This window comes from Mesorhizobium sp. M0195, assembly GCF_040322115.1.
Classification (GTDB): domain Bacteria; phylum Pseudomonadota; class Alphaproteobacteria; order Rhizobiales; family Rhizobiaceae; genus Mesorhizobium.
In genome coordinates this window covers 210218-232427 of record NZ_JAMYSV010000002.1, presented here as the reverse complement: position 1 = coordinate 232427, position 22210 = coordinate 210218, and the positions used below count along the sequence as shown (strand labels likewise).

Below are 22210 nucleotides of genomic sequence, written 5' to 3'. Positions count from 1 at the left end.
TCCGGCAAAGTCATCCGATTAATGCAAAAATTTTCAGATTGCGCAAGAAAAATGGCTGTGAAACAGTTCTGATGAAGCGGGAGAAACGGGAGGAGTGATGCCGCTATCGGCCGAACGCCTGAATTCCGCGCTTGCCAGCCTCGTGGCGGGCATGACCGGCTTGCGTCATGACGGGCGGTTCCATGAGCCTAATCTCGACGGCACGCCGGGCGACTATGTCAGCTTCGACAGCTGGGAATGGCCACAAGGCGTGGGGCTCTACGGGCTGGTTCGGCTGTGGGCGCAGACCGGCGACGATCGGCTGCTGCAGACGATCGAGACCTGGTACGATCGACGCATCGCTGCCGGTCTCCCGGCGATGAACGTCAACACCACCGCGCCTCTGCTGGCGCTAAGCGAATTGTGGCGACGGCGGCGCCAGCCGCGCTTCGAGCCGGTCCTGCGCGAATGGGCCGAGCAGGTAGTCATCGCCTTGCCGCGGACGCCCGAAGGCGGTTTCCAGCATGATGTTTCGGACCGGGTCAACGACGACGAATTGTGGGACGACACGCTGTTCATGGTGGCGCTGTTCCTCGCATCCTACGGCCAGGCTGCCGGCCAGCGTCGCTTCGTCGAGGAAGCAGAAAGGCAATTCCTGGTTCACGCCCGTTATCTCGCTGACCCGGCATCAGGGCTGTGGTTTCACGGCTGGACGTTCGCGGGACGGCACAATTTCGCCCGTGCGCGTTGGGCGAGAGGCAATGCCTGGATTACCGTCGGTATTCTCGAACTGGTGGAGTTCGCCGAAATTGCACCTTCGGTCCGGGCCTATCTGCTCGGCGTGCTGGACACGCAGATCAACGCCCTGCTCGAGGTGCAGGCAGGTTCGGGCGCATGGCACACTCTGCTCGACGACCCGATGTCTTACGAGGAGATTTCCGCCACGGCCGGCTTCGGCTACGGGTTGATGAAGGCCGCGCGGCTCGGAATCGGCTCGACAGAGTGCCGTGCCGCCGGCCTCCGCGCCTTGGAAGCCGTGGTGGCCAACATCGATGACAAAGGTGTGGTGGCGAACGTGTCCTATGGCACACGCATGGGCGCCGACCTGCAGTTCTATCGCGATATACCCATCCATCCGACGGGCTACGGGCAGGCGCTGGCCATTCTGTGCCTGACCGAAGGGGCGCGGCATCTGCAGTCGAAGGTGGAGGCGGCGTGATGCGGACGCTCTATGGCGCGTCGCCGGGCGATATTGCCGGCATGGACACGGACCGGCTGAGGGCCGAGTTCCTCGTCGACGGCTTGTTCCGGCCTGGCGCGATCGAATTCGTCTACACCCATGTCGACCGCATGATCTTCGGTGGCGCGATGCCGCTGGCCAACCCGCTGGCATTCGGCAACGGGGCCGAAGTCGGCACCCCGCTCTTCTTTGACGCGCGCGAGATGGGCATCGCCAATCTCGGCGGCAATGGCACGGTCGCGGTGGACGGCCGGCGCTTTCACGTGGCTAACCGCGACATCGTCTATGTCGGACGTGGAGCGCGTGAGGTGACGCTGGAGAGCGACGATCCGGAGAGGCCGGCACGCTTCTACATGAACTCGGTGCCGGCCGGCGCCGATGTTGCGCACCGTCTCATCGTCAGCAGCGAAGCCAGGCCGCTTGTGCTCGGCGAGGAGGCCCGCGCGAACAGGCGCACGCTGCGTATGTACATCCATCCCGAAGTGGCCCCGTCCTGCCTCTTGCTGATGGGGATCACCGACCTCGCGCCGGGCAGTGTGTGGAACACCATGCCGCCGCATCTGCATGAGCGGCGCATGGAAGCTTATTGCTATTTCGACCTCGCCGAGGCCGACCGTGTAATCCATCTGATGGGCCGGCCAGACAAGACGCGCCACCTGATGGTCGCTGACGGCGACGTCGTCCTGTCGCCTGCCTGGTCTATCCATATGGGTGCCGGGACCGGCCCCTATGCCTTCGTCTGGGGCATGACCGGCGAGAACCAGGCCTACACCGATGTCGATCCAGTTGCCGTGAAGGATTTGCGATGAGCGAGGCCGCGCAAAGCGTTCGGACGGACTTTACGCTGCGCCGGCCGCTCATGGCGGGGCAGCCAATCGTCTATTGGCGGCTCGGGTCTATCGCCGAGCAACGCTACGACGTGGCCGACCAGCCCATGCAAGGCGAGATGGATCCCTTCTTCTTCCTGACCAAGCACAAGAATTTCATTCCCCATGAATATCCGTGCCGCGCGCAGTTCGCAGCGGAACGACGCGGCAAGCGACCACAGGTCAGCGCCGAATTCGGCGCCGAGCGCATCTGGCTGCCCTTCGCCTCGCCGCGCATCGACCTATCGGGCTTCTGGTTCCGGCCGACGGTGCTTGGAACCTGGGCCGAGACCACCATCGAGGCGGCCTCGACTGGCGAGGCGCTGGTGCGGCTGCGCACATGCGGCGGCGCCACACTCTTTGCCAATGGCGAGGAAGCCGGCTGGATGGCGCCCTACGGCCGCAATCTGGAAAGTGCAGAGCATTTCAAGATCGCGCTGAAGGCCGGCCGCAACGACGTCCGGATATGGTTCGACGATCTCGCAGAGCGCGACGCCCGCTACTATTTCCAGCTCGATTATCTATCCGGTCCGGCTGCTTCGGTGGCACTGCCGATCGAAGTCGAGAGCGGCGTTGCCGATGCGATGGAAGCAGCCCTTGACGACATGCATTTCGACCGTCCCGCCTATGACGGCGGCGAGGTGGCGCTCGTCACCGGCGTGGCCCTGCCGCGCGACGCGCAAGTCGAGATCGAGATCGAAGGCGATTTCATGTCGATCGAGACGCCGGTGCGCTTCGCCTTCGATCTGCCGGCGGGCCAGACGCGGCTGCCGATCGCCGATACCGAGCAGCTGCCGGCCGACTTTCGCCATTTCAAGGTGGCGCTGACGGTCGCAGACCATTCCGTATCGCGTGTCTTCGGCGTCGAGATATGCCACGCGCGCCGTCAGGGCGATGCGCCGGAAACGCTTACCGCGCGTATAGATGAAGCCCTGCGCGAGGTCGCCGGTCACGCCGAGGCCGACACCGTGCGCGCGCTGGCGCGCCTGGCGATCGGGCGGCAGGGCGCCGAGACCGACGCCATGATCTCCGGCACGCTGCCGGCGATCGAGGATTGTCACGATTGCGCCGACTTCATCCTGGTGCCGCTGCTGTGGTGCCGCAAGGCCTATGGCGATCGGCTGGAAGCGAGCCTGCGCGCGCGCGTCGACAACGCCATCCTCGGCTATCGCTACTGGATGGACGAGCCCGGCAATGATGTGCAGTGGTACTTCTCCGAGAACCACGCGCTGCTCTTCCACACCGCCGCCTATATTGCCGGGGGCCTGTTGCCTGATGTGCGGTTCGTGCGGTCGGGCCGCCTTGGCCGCGAACAGTCCGCGGTTGGAGCCGCGCGTGTACGCGCCTGGCTCGACCATTTCGAGGCATGGGAGATGGCCGAGTTCAACTCGGCGCCTTATTTCCCGATCGACCTCAAGGGCCTGTGCGCGCTCTACGCGCTGGCCCCGGACAAGGACATCGCCGAACGTGTCGGCAAGGCAATCATACGCCTGCTTGAACTCGTCGCCCGCTCGGCGCACCGCGGCATTCTCACCGGGGCGCAGGGCCGCTCCTATGAGCACACGCTGCGCGCCGCGCGTTCCCTGGAATTATCCGGCATCTGCCGCATGCTTTGGGGCAAGGGCAATTACGGCATGCGCTTTCACGCGCTGCCGCAGCTGGCACTCTGTCTGCGGGATCACGATTTGAGCGTTCCCGATGGGTTGGCTGCAATTGCTTCCCTCACCGACGATACGGCGTGGGAATGGACTTTCGCGCAGGGACAAGACCGCTTCGCGCGGCTCTACCACTATAAGACGCGCAACCATGCGATGGGCAGCGCCGCTGGCTACCGCTGGAACCAATGGGGCTATCAGGAAACCGTCATTCACGCCCGGCTGGGCAAGAATCCGGATGCGCAGATCTGGATCAACCACCCCGGCGAAGTGCTGCAGTCGGGATATGGCAGACCATCATATTGGGGCGGCTCAGGCACTTTGCCCCGGCTTCACCAATACCGCGACCTCGCCATAGTCAGCTTCTCCTGCTCGGATGAACAGCCCGACTTTTCACACGCCTGGTTCCCCGCAAGTGCCTTCGATGCCGTGCAAGTGGGTGGCGATCGGGCGCTCGCGCAATCTGGCGACGCCTTCGTCATGTTGAAGACGGATGTTCCGCTCACGCAGGTCGTGGCCGGCCCGACCGCCGGCAACGAGTTGCGGGCGGCGGGACGCAGGACGACATGGATCGTCCGCCTCGGTGATCGGAATGCCAATCTGCCGGCGCTCGACGCGTGGGCGGGCGCCTTTGCCGGCCTGTCTGTGCGGTCGGGTCCAGACGGCGAGTTGACCGCCGAGGATCCGGAGTACGGCACGGTGCATTTCCTGGCCGACGCAAGGATTGTGGCTGAGGGACGTACACTCGATCCGGCCAATTGGACCGTGCGCGGTGAGGCGATGCGCATGAAGCAAAGAGAGTAGGGAGGAAATCGGCTGCGACGCTCAAGAGGAGAGGGCGTGGCCGCTTGAACCATCGGGGCGCCGCCCCGCTAAAGGAGGAGACCAAGCATGAATAAGACCCGCACTTTGCTGGCCGCGCTATCGGTCAGTCTGCTCGCATCGACCAGCGCGTTTGCCGGTGACGTGCGCATCATGTGGTATTCGGACGGTGTCGAGGGCGATGTCATCCAGGACATTCTGAACCGCTTCATGAAGGACAATCCCGAGATCCACGTCACGCTCGACAACGTCGCCTACAAGGTGATCCAGGAGCAGCTGCCCATCCAGCTCGAAGCCGGCCAGGGGCCGGACATCGCTCGCGTCACGAACATCAAGGAGCTTGCCCAGCACTGGCTCGATCTCAGGCCACTGGTGGCCGATCCGAAATATTGGGAGGCCAATTTCGCTGACACGCTGGACTGGATGCGCCCCGATGGCTCCAACGCCATCCCGGGTTTCATGACCCAGCTCACGCTCACTGGCGGCTTCGCCAACAAGACGCTGTTCGAACAGGCCGGCGTGCCGCTGCCCGGTGACAAAGCGACCTGGGACGACTGGATCGCCGCCGCCGCCGAGGTGGCGAAGAGCCAGCAGCTTCCGGCTGCCTTCGCCATCGACCGTTCCGGTCACCGCATTTCGGGTCCGAATGTCTCCTTCGGAGCGAACTATATCGGCCCCGATGGCATGCCGGCGAAAGTGGACGACGGCACCAAGGCGTTCGTCGGCAAGCTCGTCGACTGGACCGCCAAGGGCCTGATGCTGAAGGATACCTGGGTGTCGGCGGCAGGCTCGACCTATCGCGCGGCCGCCGACGACTTCATCAACGCCCAGATCCCGTTCTACTATTCGGGCAGCTGGCAGGTCGCCAATCTGTCGACCAAGATCGGCGATAGTTTCGACTGGGTGGCAACCGGCTCGCCCTGCGGTACCGCAGGATGTTCGGGCGTGAAGGGCGGCGCGGCGCTGGTTGCCATCAAATACACCAAGAATCCCAAGGACGTCGCCAAGGTCATGGATTATCTGGCCCGTGAAGACGTGGTGAAAGAATTCAGCGAGCGCACGCTGTTTCTGCCCGCGCACAAGGGCGTCGTAGACAAGGGCGGGCTGAAATGGGTCTCGGCCGACAAGAACGTCGGTCCGGCGCTCGACAAGTTCGTCAAGGCGGCGGGTGAAACCCTGCCGGCGGCCGATGCGCTGCCGCCGTGGAAGTGGGCCAACGCTTACTTCGCCGCGCTGGTGACGCGCGTCAGCCAAGTGATGGCCGGCGAACTCAGCCTCGACGATGCCTGGGGCAGAATCGACCAGGATATCGCCGACAAGGTTGCCGAGGCGAAGTGACCGCCGCCGCGACACTAAAGGCATGGACTGGCGCCGCGCTCGCGGCGCCAGTCGTCTGGCTGGCATCGATCGTCAACGTGCCGCTGAAGTTCTGGCAGCGCGCGACGGGCACCGGTGGCATGGCCGCGTTCTTCCTCGCGCCAAACATGGCGATCTTCGGCATTTTCGTCCTGGTGCCGATGATCATCAACTTCTTCTATTCGGCCACGTCGGGAACGGCCTACTTCCTGCAGGACCGAACCTATGTGGGGCTCGAGCAATACCGCCGCCTGCTCGATTGCGGCAACTACCTGGACACTGCCACTTGCCACGAGGATCTCTTCTGGAAGGCCGTGCACAATACGGGCCTGTTCGTCGTCGTGCAGGTGGCGCTGATGACGGCCGTGTCGATGGCGACAGCGCTGATCCTCAACCGCGAGATCGTCGGGCGCAGCTTCTGGCGCGCGGTGTTCTTCTTTCCGGTGCTGCTGTCGCCTGTCGTCACCGGCCTGATCTGGCGTTGGATCCTGCAGCGCCAAGGCCTGCTCAACCTGATCGTCCATGATCTGGGCGGCGAGCCGCACAACTGGCTGACGGACCGTTTCTGGGCTTTCACCGCCGCCGTCAGCGTTTCGGTCTGGGCACATATGGGCTTTTACACGCTCATCCTGCTTGCCGGATTGCAGGCGATCCCGCGCGACCTTTACGAAGCGGCCGAGATGGACGGCACGAAGCCGGCGCGGGTGTTCTGGCGCATCACGCTGCCGCTGCTGATGCCGAATCTGCTTGTCGTCATCGTACTGACGCTGATCCGCGCCGTGCAGATCTTCGACGAAGTCTATGTGCTGACGGGTGGAGGGCCGGGAACCTCGACCCTCTATATCACGCAGTACATCTATGAGATCGGCTTCGCCTCCCTGTTGCGCAATCCGGGGCTGGCTTCGGCGGCTTCGATCCTGATGGGGTTGGTGCTGGTCGTGCTCACCTTGGTTCAGCTGCAGGTCGGACGCCGGGGTGAGCGGAAAGGAGCCCGCGAATGAGCCGGGTCGTGACATTCCTGACCCGCCGGCGCGGCGGTCGCGGCTGGCACTGGACGGATATCGTGAGCTGGCTGTGGCTGCTCGGCGGTGTTGTCATCATGTTCGGCCCGGCCGTCTGGCTGGTGGGTTCGTCATTCAAGACGCCGGCACAGCTCGCCGAGTTCCCGCCGACCATAATGCCTTATGTCAGCCAACAGGCGACGGTCGAAGGCTACGACAAGCCGCTGGCCCTATACAGGGTGAAGTTGCCGGATGGTTCGACCAAGGTGCTGGCCGAGGTGCGGCGCATCGGCATCATGGCGCAGATGGTGGACCCGCAGGCGCCGAACGATGTCGTCAAGATCAACATCGCCGACCGGCAGCCGGTGCGCGAAATCGGCTTCGCGACGGAGAACTACACCGAGCCCTTCGTCCATTTCGACTTCCTGCGCTATCTGCGCAATTCGATTTTTGTGACGGCAATGGCGACGCTGATCACGCTGCTCACCAATTCGATGGCCGCCTTCGCCTTGTCGAAATACAAGTTCCGCGGTCGCGATCTGACGATGCTTGTTATCGTCGGTACGCTGATGGTGCCGCTGTCGGTCATCCTGGTGCCGCTCTATTCGGTGGTGGGCGCCGTTGGGCTGCTCGATTCGCTGTGGGGCGTGATCTTGCCGACCGTGGCGACGCCAACCGGCGTCTTCCTGCTGCGCCAATACATGCTGACCATCCCCGACGAGCTGCTCGATGCGGCGCGCATGGACAACGCTTCCGAATGGCAGATCTACTGGCGCATCGTGTTGCCGCTTGCAGCACCGGCGCTCGCCGTGCTGGCGATCTTCTCGGTCGTCTGGCGCTGGAACGACTTTCTGTGGCCGCTGGTGGTGCTGTCGCGCAAGGAACTCTACACACTCCAGGTCGGCCTCAATACCTATGCCGGCCAGCTAAACGTGCAGTGGCACTACATCCTGGCGATGACCGTGGTGACGATGATCCCCGTCGTCCTCGTCTTCGTCTTCCTGCAGCGTTACATCACTTCCGGCATTGCCGGCACCGGGCTGAAGTGAGGATGTCATGGGACGGATAACGCTGACCAACATCGATCGCGCTTACGGCAAGATGAAGATCTTGCACGGCATCAACCTCGACGTCGGTGACGGCGAGATGCTGGTCCTCGTCGGCCCGTCGGGTTGCGGCAAGTCCACGTTGCTGCGGCTGATTGCCGGGCTCGATCGACCGACCGACGGCAAGATCGAGATCGACGGGGTCGACGTCACCAACGTTTCGGCCGCACAGCGCGGTCTGGCAATGGTGTTTCAGTCTTACGCGCTCTACCCGCACATGAGCGTGCGCCAGAACCTCGCCTTCGGCCTCGAAAACATCCGTATGCCCAAAGCCGAGATCGACGCGCGGATCACGGAAGCGACGCGCATGCTGGAAATCGCTCCCTATCTCGACCGCCGGCCCGGTCAACTGTCGGGCGGCCAGAAGCAGCGCGTGGCGATCGGCCGTGCGGTGGTGCGCAATCCGACCGCCTTTCTACTCGATGAACCGCTGTCCAACCTCGATGCCGAACTGCGCATCACCATGCGCGCTGAACTGGCGGGCCTGCACCGGCGGCTGGCAACCACGATGATCTACGTCACCCATGACCAGATCGAGGCGATGACGCTGGCGGACCGCATCGTGGTCATGCGCTCGGGGCGGATCGAACAGGTCGGCCGGCCGCTCGATCTCTACAACGCGCCGGCCAACCTGTTCGTCGCCGGCTTCATCGGCGCGCCGCGGATGAACCTGCTGCCGGTGAAGGTGCGTTCGGCAAGCGGCGCCGAGGTGCGTGTCGAAGGTCCAGGCGGGCTCTCAGCCTCGATCCCGGCCGATGGGGTCGCGCTGAAACCGGGAGACGACGCGACGCTTGGCATCCGGCCACACGACATCCAACTTTCGAATGGCAGCAAGGGATCGGTGGAAGCGCGGGTAACGCTGGCCGAGGCGTTGGGACCGGAAACCGTTGTCCACGCCACCATTGCCGGCGACAGCAAACTGATCGCCGTTCTCAAGCAGCAGGGCGTTGAAACGCAAGGGCCGCCGATCAACCTCGCTCTGCCGCCGGAGCGCATGCATCTCTTCGATGCCGCCGGGCTGCGCGTTCCACCGCGTTAGCCTCACGCAAGGCCATCGTTAGGGGCCTCGTAGCGGCGATATCTCCGCGCAATACATGGATTTCCATGAGATGCAGCCGAGGCATGGCGGAACTAGATTTAGGCGGTGAGTTCGCCTGTCCAGATATTGAAAACAAGTGCTATATCAAGCGCTGACCCTCCCCAGGCTTTTTTGTCCGACAGGAGAAGCCAATGACAGCAGCATCCGACTCACTTGGCGAAATCGACCCCGAAGCAACGCTCGCGCTGCAAATCATCGAGAGCATGCCCGGCAACGCGTGGGCAGCCGATGCCATCGGAAGGTTCACCTATGTCAGCCCAAATACCCTGGCGTTCATGGGCAACACGCATGAAGGTCTCAACACCTCCGAAGACAACGATGAGTTCAGCTGGTGTCGAGCTGTCCATCCCGACGATTATGATCCTGTAGCCGCCAGATGGCGGCATTGCCTCGAAACCGGCGATCCCTACGATACCGAGCATCGCCTGCGGCGCGCCGATGGCGTCTATCGCTGGTTTCGAAGCTCAGGACGACCTTTTCGCGACAGCCAGGGGCGCATCATTCAATGGTACGGCACGACAATAGACATTGAGGACCAGAAGCGGGCCGAGTCAGCATTGCGCGACCGGGAGCGGGAACTCTCGCAGCTCGTGGATATGGTCCCGAGTCACATCTGGCGGCTCGATCCCGACGGCGAGCCGATCTTCTTCAATGGGCGCATGGTTGACTTTCTTGGCCTCGACGTAGCGGATCTGGACCGACCGGGCATGAGCCGGCTGGCGGCGATGATACAGGCCGCCGTTCATCTGGACGACGCGGCAGCATTCGGCGATGCACTCCGCGGTTGCTTCACTACCGGTGCGAGCTTCGCCATGCGCTATCGCCTGCGCCGTGCCGATGGCGTCTATCGCTGGATGTCGAGCCGGGCGGAGCCGATGCGCGATGACGCCGGCCGCATCGTCCAGTGGTACGGCCTCTGTCACGATATAGACGATCAGATGCACGCCGAAGCGGCGTTGCGGCAGAGCGAGCAACAACTTCGGCACATGATCGACGCCGTGCCGGTCCGTATCTGGAGCGTGATGCCGACCGGCGGGCCGGTCTACTTCAACAAGCGATACCAGGACCATTTCCGCTCCGTTATCGCCAACTTTGACGCGCTCGGCGAGCCGGGAATCGAAACGTTGCTGTACGAGGTGATTCATCCCGAAGATGCTCCCGAGGTGCAGCGCACGTTGCTGAGTTGTTTCGAAACTGGCGGCGGCTCCGCGATGCGGTTTCGCTGGCGCGAAAAAGACGGCACCTATCGCTGGGCTGAGTGCAGGGTCGAGCCGCGGCGCGATGACGACGGAACGGTTGTGCAGTGGTACGGGGTTTCTCTCGACATCGACGATGAGGTGCGTGCGCAGGCGGCGTTGCGCAAAAGTGAGCGGCGCCTTCAGCAGCTTATCGACACCGTGCCCGCTTTGATCTGGAGTACGACACCGGAAGGGACGCCATCCTACGTCAACAAGCGGTTCACCGATGTAACCGGGGCCACGCTCCATGACATCACGGCCCCGGACGGCTCGCCGTCGCTGAGCGTCATCCATCCAGACGATATCGACACCGCACGGCAGGCGATCCGCCATTCATTCGCAACGGGCGTGCCTTACGTTCAGAGATATCGCCAACGGCGGGCCGACGGCGGCTATCGCTGGACCGAGACTCGCGCCGAGCCGCTGCGCGACGAAGATGGCAGCATTCTCCAATGGTACGGTGTGAGCGTCGACATCCATGACCTGGTGACCACGCAAGCGGCTTTGCACGACCGGGAACGAGAGCTCTCGCAACTCGTCAACATGGTTCCGAGCTACCTCTGGCGGCTGTCCCCCAACGGTGAGCCGACCTTCTTCAACAAGCGCCTGATAGATTTTCTCGGCCTGGACATAGCGGACGCGGAAAAGCCGGACATGAGCCTGCTGGCGGCCTTCATTGCCACCGTCGTCCATCCCGACGATGCAGCCAGCCTGAAGGAAGCACTCGACAGCTGCTTTGCCACCGGCGAGCGCTTCTTCATGAGGTATCGCCTGCGCCGTGCCGATGGCGTTTATCGTTGGATGGAGGGCCGCGCGGAGCCGCTGCGGGATCACGGCGGACGCATTGTCCAGTGGTACGGTCTTACGCACGACATCGACGATCAGCTGCGCGTCGAAGCGGCGCTGCGCGAGAGAGAACGCGCTCTCTGGCAGCTCGTTGAAACGCTGCCGGCAATGATCGATTGCGCCGCGCCGGATGGCGAACCGATATACCGCAGCCAGCAGCTCCGCGAATTCCTCGGATACAATCTTGAGGAATTGGACGAAGCGGGAAAGTCGCGGCTGGCTGGCACACTCGACGCCGGTGTTCATCCCGACGACCTGACAGGTGTCAAGGAAAGATATGCCCATTGTCTGTCCACAGGCGAGCCGTATGCGCGACGGCACCGTCTGCGGCGCTTCGATGGTGAATATCGCTGGGTCGAGACGCGTGCCGCGCCGATGCGCAATGCTGAAGGCGCCATAGTGCAGTGGAACGTTATCTGCCTCGACATCGAAAATGAGGTGCGGACACAAGAGGAGCTTCGACTGGCACAAGAGAGACTGGCGCGTGCGAGTCAGGCGGCGAGCCTTGCCGAACTCTCCGCATCCATCGCTCATGAGGTGAACCAGCCGCTGGCCGCCATCGTCGCCAACTCGAACGCATGCCACCGTTGGCTGTCCGCCGAGCCCCCGAACGTCGAGCGCGCGAAGATCACGGCCGAGCGCATCATCCGCGACGCCAACTCGGCGGCGGATGTCGTCAGCCGCATCCGTGCCTTGTTCAGACCTTCGCTTGAAATGAGAACCAGTACGCCGATCCCCAGCGTCGTTGCGGAAGCCCGTGACCTTATGGCCGAGGAAGCCATGCGGCGTCGCGTTCGCATGGACATCGACGTCGAAAGCAACCTTCCGCTGGTTGCGTTCGATCGCGTCCAGATCCAGCAGGTCCTGGTCAACCTCATTCGCAACGGCATGGAGGCGATGGACACCACCGCGGGCGACAAGGTTCTTGGGATGCGCGTGCACCGGATAGAGGACACGATCCAGACCGAGGTCAGCGACCGAGGCCCGGGTATCGAACGTCCTAACAAGATATTCGAGCCGTTCTTTACAACGAAAGGAAACGGGATGGGCATGGGGCTCGCGATCTCCCGTTCGATCATTGAGTCTCACGGCGGACGCCTTTGGGTGGAAAATAGCGTGCCGCGTGGGGCGACATTCATCTTCACTCTCCCGGTTGAAGCGAAAGCTGCGCAATAAGTCGGGCGACACCTCGGCCACCGGCGGCGCTCAGTAAGCGCTTGGTTTTTCGGCTCTCGGTGAAGGGGCGCCGCCGCGTGCAATGCATGGATTTCCATGAGGTGCGGTTGGGGCATGGCGGGATTAGGGTGGCGACGTGAGTCCGTCCGCCCAGTCCAGCTATCAAGAACAAGTGCTACACGAAGCGCCGACAATCTCCAGATTTTGTTTGTCCGTCAGGGGCACCCGATGACGATAGCGCCCAACTCACTTGGCGAGACCGATTCCAACGCAACGCTCGCGTTAACGCATGAGTTGGACCGATCCGGACCGGGAAGTGGCCGACCTTTCGCGACGAATGAACCGGGCCTGATTCGCGGCAACATGATCAGCGATCTTGAAAGAGGCAGGTTGTCGCGCGTCTGGTCGCACCGTCCTCAATTCTTGCATCTGGGGCTTTTTATTACGGCCTATGTCCTGGGCTGCGGCTTCGCCCAGTCGCTCGCAATCATACCTGGAACAGGGATTTCCATTTGGCCTCCGAGCGGGCTTTTCATCGCTACGCTTGTCTTCGCCTCCAGGTATAGCTGGCCGTGGTGGGTGCTGGGGGCCTGTGTGGCAGAACTGTTCAGCAACTTCTTGTGGTTCCACACTCCGCTGCCCGCGGCCTTCCTGATCTTTGCCGGCAACGCTCTTGAAGCGGTGACCGGCGCATGGCTTGTGAACCAGACCTGCAAGCGCCCAGTTCGGCTGGAAACGTTGCGGGACGTCCTCGCGTTCGTCGTACTGGCCGCTGGAGTTGCGCCGGTTGCAAGCGCCACGGTCGGAAGTGCGGCGCTTGCGTGGTTTGGCATACAATCGCAAAGCTTTGCGACGGCTTGGCCGCTGTGGTGGATCGGAGACGCGACAGGAGTCCTGATCGTAGCGCCACTGGCGCTGGTCGTGTTCCAGAACTGGCGCGGCAAGGCGCAGCTCTCGGCAGCGCGGTGGATGGAAGCTTGCGTCCTAGGGCTGATCTTTCTTGGGATCGCCGCCCTTTCCTTGAGCGGCTATCTGCCGTTCGCCTACATCATCATGCCGCCTCTTCTTTGGGCCGCGGTGCGCTTTGAGTTCCGAGGCGCCGCCGTAGCATTGACCGTTCTCGCTCTGATCACGGCAGTATTCACGATATCCGGCGCCAGCCAATTTGCCGGCGATCCCGAGTCCCAGAAGCACAACCAGATCATGCTGCAGCTTTTTCTGGGCATCTCTGCATTTTCGGCGCTCGTCGTGGCCGCCATTTCCAGGCAGCATCAGGCGGCGGTGCTCACTTTGCGCCAAAGTGTGGAGACCTTGCGGGAGCGGGAGCGAGAACTCTCGTTGCTGGTCGAAATGATCCCCGCTCACATTGCCCGCATGGCGCCCAACGGCGAACCAACCTTCTTCAGCAAGCGCACGACAGACTATATCGGCCTCAACGACATCGCGGGCTGGGACAAGCCGGGCACGAGCCGCCTGGCGACCGTAGTCGCGGCAGCCGTCCATCCCGACGATGGACCCAGGATGAGAGAATGGCTCAGCCGCTCACTCGCCACCGGCGAACCCTATCCCATACGGTATCGCCTGCGTCGCGCTGACGGTGTCTACCGCTGGAGGGAGGGCCGCGCCGAGCCGCTGCGGAACCAGAGTGGAGCGATCGTCCAATGGTACACGGCCAGCATCGACATCGACGATGAGGTGCGCGCGCAGGAGGCATTGCGCGACCGGGAGCGGGAGCTCTCGCAGCTTGTCGACATGGTTCCGAGCCACGTTTGGCGCCTGACGCCGGACGGCGAGCCGACCTTTTTCAACAAGCGAATGGTCGACTTTCTCGGCCTTGACGTAACGGATTTGGACAAACAGGGCATCGGCCGGCTGGCGGCGATGATAGCGGCCACCGTCCATCCGGACGACGCAGCAGCATTCGGCGACACGCTCAGTCACTGCCTTGCTACCGGCGAGCGCTTCTCCATGAGGTATCGCCTGCGCCGCGCCGATGGCGTCTATCACTGGATGTCGAGCCGGGCAGAGCCGATGCGCGATCACGCTGGCCTGATCGTGCAGTGGTACGGCCTCTGTCACGACATAGACGATCAGATGCAAGCCGAAGAGGCGCTGCGGCGGAGCGAATTGCAGCTTCAGCAGATGATCGACGCTGTGCCGGTCCGCATTTGGAGCGCGGTGCCGACCGGCGGGCCGGTCTACTTCAACAAGCGATACCAAGACCATTTCCGCGCCGTCATCGCCAATGTCGAAACACTCGGAGAGCCGCGCATCGAGGAATTGCTGCAAGAACTGGTTCATCCCGAAGATGCTCCCGAGGTGCTGCGCACGTTGCTGACTTGTTTCGAAACAGGCGGCGGTTCCGCGATGCGGTTTCGTTGGCGCGAAACAGACGGCTATCGCTGGGCGGAGTGCAGGGTCGAGCCGCGGCGTGATGAAGACGGGGCGGTTGTGCAATGGTACGGGGTTTCCCTCGACATCGACGAAGAGGTGCGCGCGCGGGAAGCGCTGCGACAAGCCTCCGACAAACTCGCGCAAGCCACTCAGGCTGCAAGTCTCGCCGAGCTTTCCGCTTCGATCGCGCACGAGGTGAATCAGCCGCTGGCCGCGATCGTCGCCAATTCCCATGCATGCCACCGTTGGCTGGGCGCCGTCCCGCCGAACGTCGAACGCGCGAAGATTACGGCCGAGCGCATTATCCGGGACGCCAATTCGGCGGCGGACGTCGTCGGCCGCATCCGCGCGCTGTTCAAGCAATCCACCGAGACGAGGACCAATGCCGCGCTCAGCAGTGTCATCGCAGAGGCACGCGACCTCGTGACCGAGGAAGCGATGCGGCGGGGCGTTCGCATCAGCGTTGATGTCGAAAGCGACGTTCCGCTAGTCGCGCTCGATCGCGTCCAGATCCAGCAGGTTCTGGTCAATCTCATTCGCAACGGCATCGAGGCGATGGACTCTGGTGCGGATGACGGAGTTATCAGCATCCGCGTGCGCCATATCGGGGATGTTGTCCAGGCCGAAGTCAGAGATCGCGGCCGGGGCGTCGAGTTTCCCGACCGGATATTCGAACCGTTCTTTACCACGAAAGAGCAAGGGATGGGCATGGGACTGGCGATCTGCCGTTCGATCATCGAGTCGCACAGCGGGCGTCTATGGGTCGAGAAGAACGAACCACGTGGAGCGACGTTTATCTTCACGTTGCCGGTTGAAATGGAAGCGGCGTCATGACGACGGACGGCCAAATTGTCTTTATCGTAGATGACGATGAACGCATCCGGGAGGCGCTTAGTGAACTGCTGGCCGCACATGGCCTGCGTGCCACAGCGTTCGGATCGGCGGGCGATTATATCCGCGCTGACAAGCCGGACGTCCCTGCCTGCCTCATCCTCGATATCGAGTTGCCGGATATTAACGGCCTCGATCTGCAGCGACAGATTGCCGAGGGCGATCATCCGCCGATCGTTTTCCTGACAGGACATGGCGATATCCCGTCCTCGGTGCGTGCGATCAAGCACGGCGCCGTGGATTTCCTGACCAAGCCCTTCAGCGATGCAGACCTCATGGCCGCAATCCATGCGGCGATTGCCCAGGATCGGGTACAGCGATCGGAGCGCGCCGAGCTGGGCGTGTTGAAGCAACGTTATCTTGAGCTGACGCCGCGCGAACGTGAGGTGCTGCCGCTGGTGGTCAGCGGCCTGCTCAACAAGCAGGCCGCCGCTGAACTAGGGATCAGCGAAGTTACGCTGGAAATTCATAGAAGGAACGTCATGCAGAAGATGATCGCGGCGTCGCTCGCCGACCTAGTGCGCATCGCCGAGCGATTGGGAATACCGATCACGCACTCGCGCCGGGCAGGGGGGAGCTGAGGGTGAGCAAGCGGAGGCCTGTCGTTGCGATTGTCGACGATGACCCAAGACTGCTCGAGTCGCTGGAGGACCTCTTGGAGTCCGCCGGCTATGTGGCCCGCAGCTTCTCGTCGCCGGGGGCATTGCTGGTCAGCGGCCTGTCTGGATTGGACATGCTCATCACCGACATCGGGATGCCCGGCATGGACGGCTTTGAACTTCGTGACCTGGTCAAGAAGGCGCGTCCGGACCTGCCTGTGTTCCTGATCACCGGTCGCCACGAGATAGTGGATCAGCACCGCGCCAAGGGCATTGGGGGCGGGCTTTTCTGCAAGCCCTTCGATGGCCAGGCCCTGCTTGCGGCGATCGGCGATGCTTTACGCAACCCAAAAACGGAGCCTAAACATGACAGTTGACCAATTGCCATTACGGAGATCGACGCCGTCATCACAGCAGCGGAGGGCTGAAGCCGAGCAGCCGCTGGTCATTATTGTTGATGATGATGCCTCTGTTCGGGAGGCGCTGTCGGAATTGATCCTGTCGGCGGGTTTCCTGCCGGTCAGCTTTACCTCGACCCGCGAATTGCTTGACGCCGATGTGTTGGAAAGTCCCGGCTGCTTGATCCTCGACGTGCGCATGCCAGGGACGAGCGGTCTCGATCTGCAGCACCATCTTGCGAAAAACGGCAACCCCAAACCCATCATCTTCCTGACCGGGCATGGCGATATCCCGATGACTGTCCAAGCGATGAAGGCCGGCGCCGTGGACTTTCTCACCAAGCCGGTGCGGGATCAAACGCTGCTTGACGCCGTGATCACGGGCATTGCGGTGGACGCCAAGCGGCGGGCGGATGCGGTGATCGTCAAGCGCAATGTAGAGCGGGTCGAGACGCTGACGCCGCGCGAGCGCGAGGTTCTGCGAGAAGTGGCGCGCGGACGCCTCAACAAGCAGATCGCCTTCGACCTCGGGATCAGTGAAGTGACGGTCAAGCTGCATCGCGGCAATGTCATGCGCAAGATGGAGGCCGCTTCCATCGGTGAGCTGATCAGGACATGGGAAACGCTGCCCGCGCCGATGCGCCAGGCCTAGAATTTGGCACAAGCCGATCCATGCCCCATCCAATAGGATCGCCCGGCGCGCCCGGCTGCTTTAGGCTGCGGGAAATTGCTTCCTCTGCGCGCCCAGGCCTTCCTGCTGTCGGTACGCTCGTGCTGATGCGGGTGATCCTGATGTATATCGGTGGTCCTGTTGGGTGTTTCGCGGCAAGGCCCGCGCCAACATCGGTTACCATTGAGCGGCGCTCCCTGGCGGCCCCAGCCTGACCGACAAACTCGCAACATTCCATGCAACAACAACTGACGCCGGCCATGCCGCGTCGGTCCCCGCGCCGCTACCCAAGCCTAAATTGACGTCTGTCTATAAGAGCTTGCCTTGGCCCGCCCCTATCCTCGGCGTGCCTGCCCTGCACCTTGGCATCGTATGACAGATGCTTCCGTAGAATAGGTTCGCGGCCCGGATCGGTGCATCCTGTTCCTCGCAAGCCATCACGACCGTCGCGTTTCTACCGCTCCTCGCTCGCTCCTCCCCGAACGCGACCGCACAGGCCGACTCGACGGTCGTGATGGTGAGCATGATGTTCAAAGCACATGGATGGACATGATGAACAAAGACGGACTTTTCTCCGTCGGCGGATCTCGCCGCGATGTCTTGTTGGCAGGCCTGATCTCTACGGTAGCCGCCGGACTGCCCCGCGCTGCTTCGGCAACGAGCCGAAAACAAAAGCTTTCCTCTTCCCCCCTCAATCAAAGGAACCAAGACGATGAGCACCATCACGACCAAGGACGGCACCGAAATCTACTACAAGGATTGGGGCAAGGGTCCTGTCGTCACATTTTCGCACGGCTGGCCGCTGAATTCCGACGCCTGGGACGGCCAGATGCTCTTTCTTGCCCATAACGGCTTTCGCGTCGTTGCGCATGACCGGCGCGGCCATGGCCGATCGAGCCAGGCGACGTCCGGCAACGACATGAACGGCTATGCGGACGATCTTGCAGCCGTGATCGAGGCGCTGGATCTCCGGGACGCCACGCTGGTCGGCCATTCCACCGGAGGAGGCGAGGTTGCTCGCTATATCGGACGGCACGGGACGAAGCGGGTGGCCAAGGCTGTTCTTATCGCCGCTGTTCCGCCGATCATGGTGAAGACGCCGGCCAATCCGGAAGGCCTGCCGATCGAGGTATTCGACGGCATAAGGGCTGGCCTCGTCAAGGATCGTTCGCAGTACTACCGGGACCTCGCACCGTTGTTTTATGGCGCGAACAGGCCGGGCGCTAAGGTTTCCCAGGGGACTCTGGATCAGTTCTGGCTCTGGAGCATGCAGGCGGGTCTCGTCAACGCGTACGAAAGCGTCAAGGCGTTCTCCGAGACCGATTTTACCGAGGACCTCAAAAAGTTCGACGTACCAACCCTGGTCCTGCATGGCGAGGACGACCAGATCGTCCCCGTCAAGGACTCGGCAGTCAAGTCGGCCCGACTGATCAAAGGCGCAAAGGATATCTACTACCCCGGCGCGCCCCACGGGATCACGGCCACGCACCAGGATCAGGTCAATGCTGACCTGCTCGCCTTCATCAAAGGATAGTACGCCCTCAGACACGACCGCATGTTGTCCGCACTTCCTTGGAGCCGCCGATGACCACCTTTGGCAATATTTCGCGCGCCCTGAACAGCATTTCAGGTGGCGCGCTAGGTCAAACCTTGTGCGCTCGCATAGCCGAGCGGTGGCCTGAATGCCGGTCTGTCGGCTCATGTCCCGGATTGTGGAACCGAACCACTGCGCCATCGAGTTGGAGCGCTGGCAAAGGCGGCAAACATATGCTGCGACAGGGCTGCCATTTCGGGCAACTGCGCCTGTGCAGCGCGGAGGCGATCGCTGGCGTTCGACACTACGTCGCGCTGTCGGGGGTCGCCGCCGCGCCTTGAAGGCCAAAGCGCTCTCGAGGACGTCAAACTGGCTAATCGCCGGGAGTTTATCAATCGGTAGCCGTTTGCGATTGCCGCTCATTTTGGCGGTCTCAATTCGGCGTGAAATTTTCTTGGCCAGCAGTTGCGACCATCGCAGCAGCACCGGCACAATTTTTCGAAGGCAGGAACGACATGGGCGCACTCTCAGGTAAGATCGCGGTGGTCACCGGCGGAAACAGCGGGATCGGACTATCGGCTGCAAAAATCTTTGCGGCCGAGGGCGCGCAAGTCGTCATTACCGGCCGCCGGCGGCAGGCGGTCGAGGAAGCGGTCGCACAGATCGGGGCAGGCGCGCTGGGCATTCAGGGAAATGTGGCCGACGTGTCGCACCATGACGAGGTAGCGCAGCAGGTCCGCCAGAGGTTCGGGGCGCTCGACATCTATATGGCGAACGCCGGCATAAACACCATCACGCACTCGGCCGACGTCTCCGAGGCAGAATATGATGCGCAATTTGCCGTTAACACGCGAGGCGTCTTCTTCGGCGTCCAGAAGCTGATTCCGATCATGCGGAACGGCGGCGCAATCATCCTCACAGGCTCGCTCGCCAGCGAGAAGGTTCTGGACGGTCATGCTGTTTACGCGGGCTCGAAGGCGGCCATAAACGCCTTTGCGCGCGCTTGGGCGATCGAACTGAAGTCTCGCGGCATCCGGGTCAACGTGCTCAGCCCAGGTCCGGTGGATACGGCTATTCTCGATAAGCTAGGCATACCGTTTGAGCAGCGCGGGCTGTTTGAAAAGGCGATGGCGGAGGCAATACCCCTGGGCCGCATGGGGCAGCCGGACGAGCTGGCAAAAGCCGCCCTGTTCCTTGCCTCGGACGCGAGCAGTTTCGTCACGGGCATCAATCTGCGGGTGGATGGCGGGATGGCCGTGCTCTGAGCCATCACAGCGAGATCGCGCCAATAGACTGCCGGTTATCGGCTGAGCAATCGGTCTTCCTCACGAAAATTTTTTGGGAAGCTGCCGCACGAGTCGCGCCAAATAGGTCGGAGGCGACACGTTTTGTCGACGTGGCGCAAATTGAGCCACGTAAATAGCAAGTGGCATTGCAGGGATCGACGCGCAAGAGAAGTCGGATCGCCAGGTCTCGCCACGGCGGCAGCGGCGTCTTGCAAACACAGCTCTCCGGCCGCGCGCCCCCAGTGTCTGTTCCGGCGTCCGCCGACAATGCACACCCGGCATAGACACCTCAATTATGCTGCAGGGCACCTGATCTCCCCGGTGACCTACCCTGCACCTTGGCATTGTATGACAGACCCTTCCGCACAATAGGTTGGCGGGCTGCGTCGGCGCATTCTCCTGAGCATTGGTCACCACAGGCCACACGGGAGAAAGCAAATGCGAAACATAACTCGAGCCCTGGCGCTCGCCACAGCGCTGGCCGCGTCGAGCGGCGGGATGGCGCAGGCCGCCAATTCTCAGCCCAAGCCGACGATCGTACTGGTGCACGGCGCCTTCGCGGAATCGTCGAGCTGGGACGCAGTCATCACCAAGCTCAGCAAAGACGGTTATGTAGCGATAGCCGCAGCTAATCCGCTCCGCGGCGTTGCCAGCGATGCGAAAGCAGTCTCAGCCATCGTCCGGTCGGTTTCGGGGCCGGTCGTGCTGGTGGGGCATTCCTACGGCGGGCCTGTCATCACCGAGGCCGCCAATGGCAATCCCAATGTAAAGGCGTTGGTCTACGTGGCGGGTTTCGCGCCGGATACCGGCGAATCGAGCCTTACGTTGTCCAGCATGTTTCCCGGCAGCACCTTGGGGAGCGCGCTTGCTCCGGTAGCGTTGCCGGACGGCGGGCAAGACCTCTTCATCGAGCCGGCCAAGTTCCGCGCCCAGTTCGCCGCCGACGTTCCGCAAGAGCAGACTTTGCTGATGGCTGCCACTCAACGTCCCGTTACTCAGGCGGCTCTGGCTGAAACCTCGGGCGTCGCCTCATGGAAGACGCTGCCGTCCTACATGATCTACGGCTCGGATGACCGCAACGTCCCGGCAGCCGTCATGAGCTTCATGGCCAAGCGTGCGCACGCGGTAAAGACCGTCGTCATCGAGGGTGCGTCCCACGCGCTCATGGTTTCGCATCCCGACGAGGTCACGTCACTCATCGAGGATGCTGCTGCATCGGTCAGTCAGTAGCAGGCTGGAAGCGCCTGCATCCGATCGAGCAACGAAAATAAACACGCAACACCAGGAGACTAGACATGAAGATCGTCGTCATCGGCGGAACCGGGCTGATCGGTTCAAAGACCGTGGAGAGGCTGCGAAATAAAGGACACGACGTGCTTGCGGCGTCGCCGAATTCGGGCGTCAACACCGTTACGGGAGAGGGTCTGACGGCCGCGCTTGCCGGTGCGCAGGTCGTCGTCGACCTGGCGAACTCGCCGTCGTTCGAGGAAAAGGCTGCCCTGGAGTTCTTCGGGGCATCCGGGCGTAATCTTTTTGCCGCCGAAACGGCCGCCGGCGTCCGTCATCACGTGGCGCTGTCGGTCGTCGGTACCGACCGGCTACAGGGCATGGGCTATTTCCGCGGCAAGTTGCTTCAGGAAAAGCTGATCAGGGAATCCGGAATTCCTTACACCATTGTTCACGCCACTCAGTTCTTCGAATTCACCGCCGCCATCGCAAACACGGGCGCCGTCGGGGATACCATTCATATGTCGCCGGCCTACTTCCAACCCATGGCGGCTGATAATGTTGCCGATGCGATGGCGGACGTCGCGCTTGCCGCGCCGTTGAACGGCATGATCGAAATTGCCGGCCCGGAGCGTGTTCGCATGAGCGAACTTGTCGAGCGCTTCCTGAAGGCGACCAACGACCCGCGCAAAGTCGTCCCGGATCCCGGCGCGCTCTACTACGGCCAAGTGGCAATCGACGACCGAACGCTGGTGCCCGGCGAGAATGCGCGCATCGGCGCCGTGCGTTTCGATGATTGGCTCAGCCGATACACGCCACCGAAATAA

The 22210-nt window shown here is 62.4% G+C and carries 15 protein-coding genes and 1 pseudogene; all 16 read left to right on the top strand.

The genetic code is table 11. The features are described 5' to 3' along the window. Window positions 1–97: 97 nt before the first annotated feature. The 16 genes and pseudogenes from bglB (at window position 98) to NKJ12_RS05855 (ending at window position 22210) form a co-directional block, all read left to right on the top strand. On the top strand, window positions 98–1198 hold the full coding sequence (gene bglB / locus NKJ12_RS05930; RefSeq protein ID WP_352701578.1) for a beta-galactosidase BglB: 1101 nt from the start codon (window positions 98–100) through the stop codon (window positions 1196–1198). Then, complete coding sequence (gene kduI / locus NKJ12_RS05925) at window positions 1198–2028, top strand: 5-dehydro-4-deoxy-D-glucuronate isomerase (protein ID WP_352701577.1); 831 nt, start codon at window positions 1198–1200, stop codon at window positions 2026–2028. Before bglB ends, kduI begins: the two co-directional genes overlap by 1 nt. Continuing rightward, on the top strand, window positions 2025–4544 hold the full coding sequence (locus NKJ12_RS05920; protein ID WP_502899788.1) for a hypothetical protein: 2520 nt from the start codon (window positions 2025–2027) through the stop codon (window positions 4542–4544). Before kduI ends, NKJ12_RS05920 begins: the two co-directional genes overlap by 4 nt. 87 nt (window positions 4545–4631) lie before the next feature. After that, complete coding sequence (locus NKJ12_RS05915; protein ID WP_352701576.1) at window positions 4632–5900, top strand: ABC transporter substrate-binding protein; 1269 nt, start codon at window positions 4632–4634, stop codon at window positions 5898–5900. Next, the gene (locus NKJ12_RS05910) at window positions 5897–6919 is read left to right on the top strand and encodes a carbohydrate ABC transporter permease (protein WP_502896023.1); all 1023 of its coding nucleotides are present in this window, start codon (window positions 5897–5899) and stop codon (window positions 6917–6919) included. Before NKJ12_RS05915 ends, NKJ12_RS05910 begins: the two co-directional genes overlap by 4 nt. Further along, window positions 6916–7968, top strand: a complete 1053-nt coding sequence (locus NKJ12_RS05905; RefSeq protein ID WP_352505178.1) for a carbohydrate ABC transporter permease — start codon at window positions 6916–6918, stop codon at window positions 7966–7968. Before NKJ12_RS05910 ends, NKJ12_RS05905 begins: the two co-directional genes overlap by 4 nt. 7 nt (window positions 7969–7975) lie before the next feature. Next, window positions 7976–9064 carry an ABC transporter ATP-binding protein gene (locus NKJ12_RS05900; RefSeq protein ID WP_352505177.1) on the top strand — a complete coding sequence of 363 codons (1089 nt, stop codon included), beginning with the start codon at window positions 7976–7978 and terminating at the stop codon, window positions 9062–9064. A 191-nt stretch (window positions 9065–9255) separates the two neighbouring features. Then, the gene (locus NKJ12_RS05895) at window positions 9256–12384 is read left to right on the top strand and encodes a PAS domain-containing protein (protein ID WP_352701575.1); all 3129 of its coding nucleotides are present in this window, start codon (window positions 9256–9258) and stop codon (window positions 12382–12384) included. Window positions 12385–12774: 390 nt separating this feature from the next. Further along, window positions 12775–15612, top strand: a complete 2838-nt coding sequence (locus tag NKJ12_RS05890) for a sensor histidine kinase (RefSeq protein WP_352505449.1) — start codon at window positions 12775–12777, stop codon at window positions 15610–15612. Continuing rightward, window positions 15609–16250, top strand: a complete 642-nt coding sequence (locus NKJ12_RS05885) for a response regulator transcription factor (RefSeq protein WP_352505175.1) — start codon at window positions 15609–15611, stop codon at window positions 16248–16250. The genes NKJ12_RS05890 and NKJ12_RS05885 overlap by 4 nt, the downstream gene beginning before the upstream one ends. 2 nt (window positions 16251–16252) lie before the next feature. After that, entirely contained in the window at window positions 16253–16645 is a 393-nt protein-coding gene (locus NKJ12_RS05880) for a response regulator (RefSeq protein WP_352701574.1), read from the top strand. After that, window positions 16635–17318 (top strand): response regulator transcription factor, encoded by a 684-nt coding sequence (locus tag NKJ12_RS05875; RefSeq protein ID WP_254818664.1) that lies wholly within the window; start codon window positions 16635–16637, stop codon window positions 17316–17318. Before NKJ12_RS05880 ends, NKJ12_RS05875 begins: the two co-directional genes overlap by 11 nt. A gap of 570 nt (window positions 17319–17888) precedes the next feature. Then, window positions 17889–18870 (top strand): annotated as a pseudogene (locus NKJ12_RS05870) (alpha/beta fold hydrolase). Between the two features lie 515 nt (window positions 18871–19385). After that, window positions 19386–20135: a glucose 1-dehydrogenase gene (locus tag NKJ12_RS05865; protein WP_352701573.1), complete on the top strand. Its 750-nt coding sequence runs from the start codon at window positions 19386–19388 to the stop codon at window positions 20133–20135. A 459-nt stretch (window positions 20136–20594) separates the two neighbouring features. Beyond that, a complete protein-coding gene (locus NKJ12_RS05860) occupies window positions 20595–21386 on the top strand; it encodes an alpha/beta fold hydrolase (RefSeq protein WP_352701572.1) in 792 nt (263 codons plus the stop codon). A gap of 65 nt (window positions 21387–21451) precedes the next feature. Continuing rightward, window positions 21452–22210: an SDR family oxidoreductase gene (locus NKJ12_RS05855; protein WP_352701570.1), complete on the top strand. Its 759-nt coding sequence runs from the start codon at window positions 21452–21454 to the stop codon at window positions 22208–22210.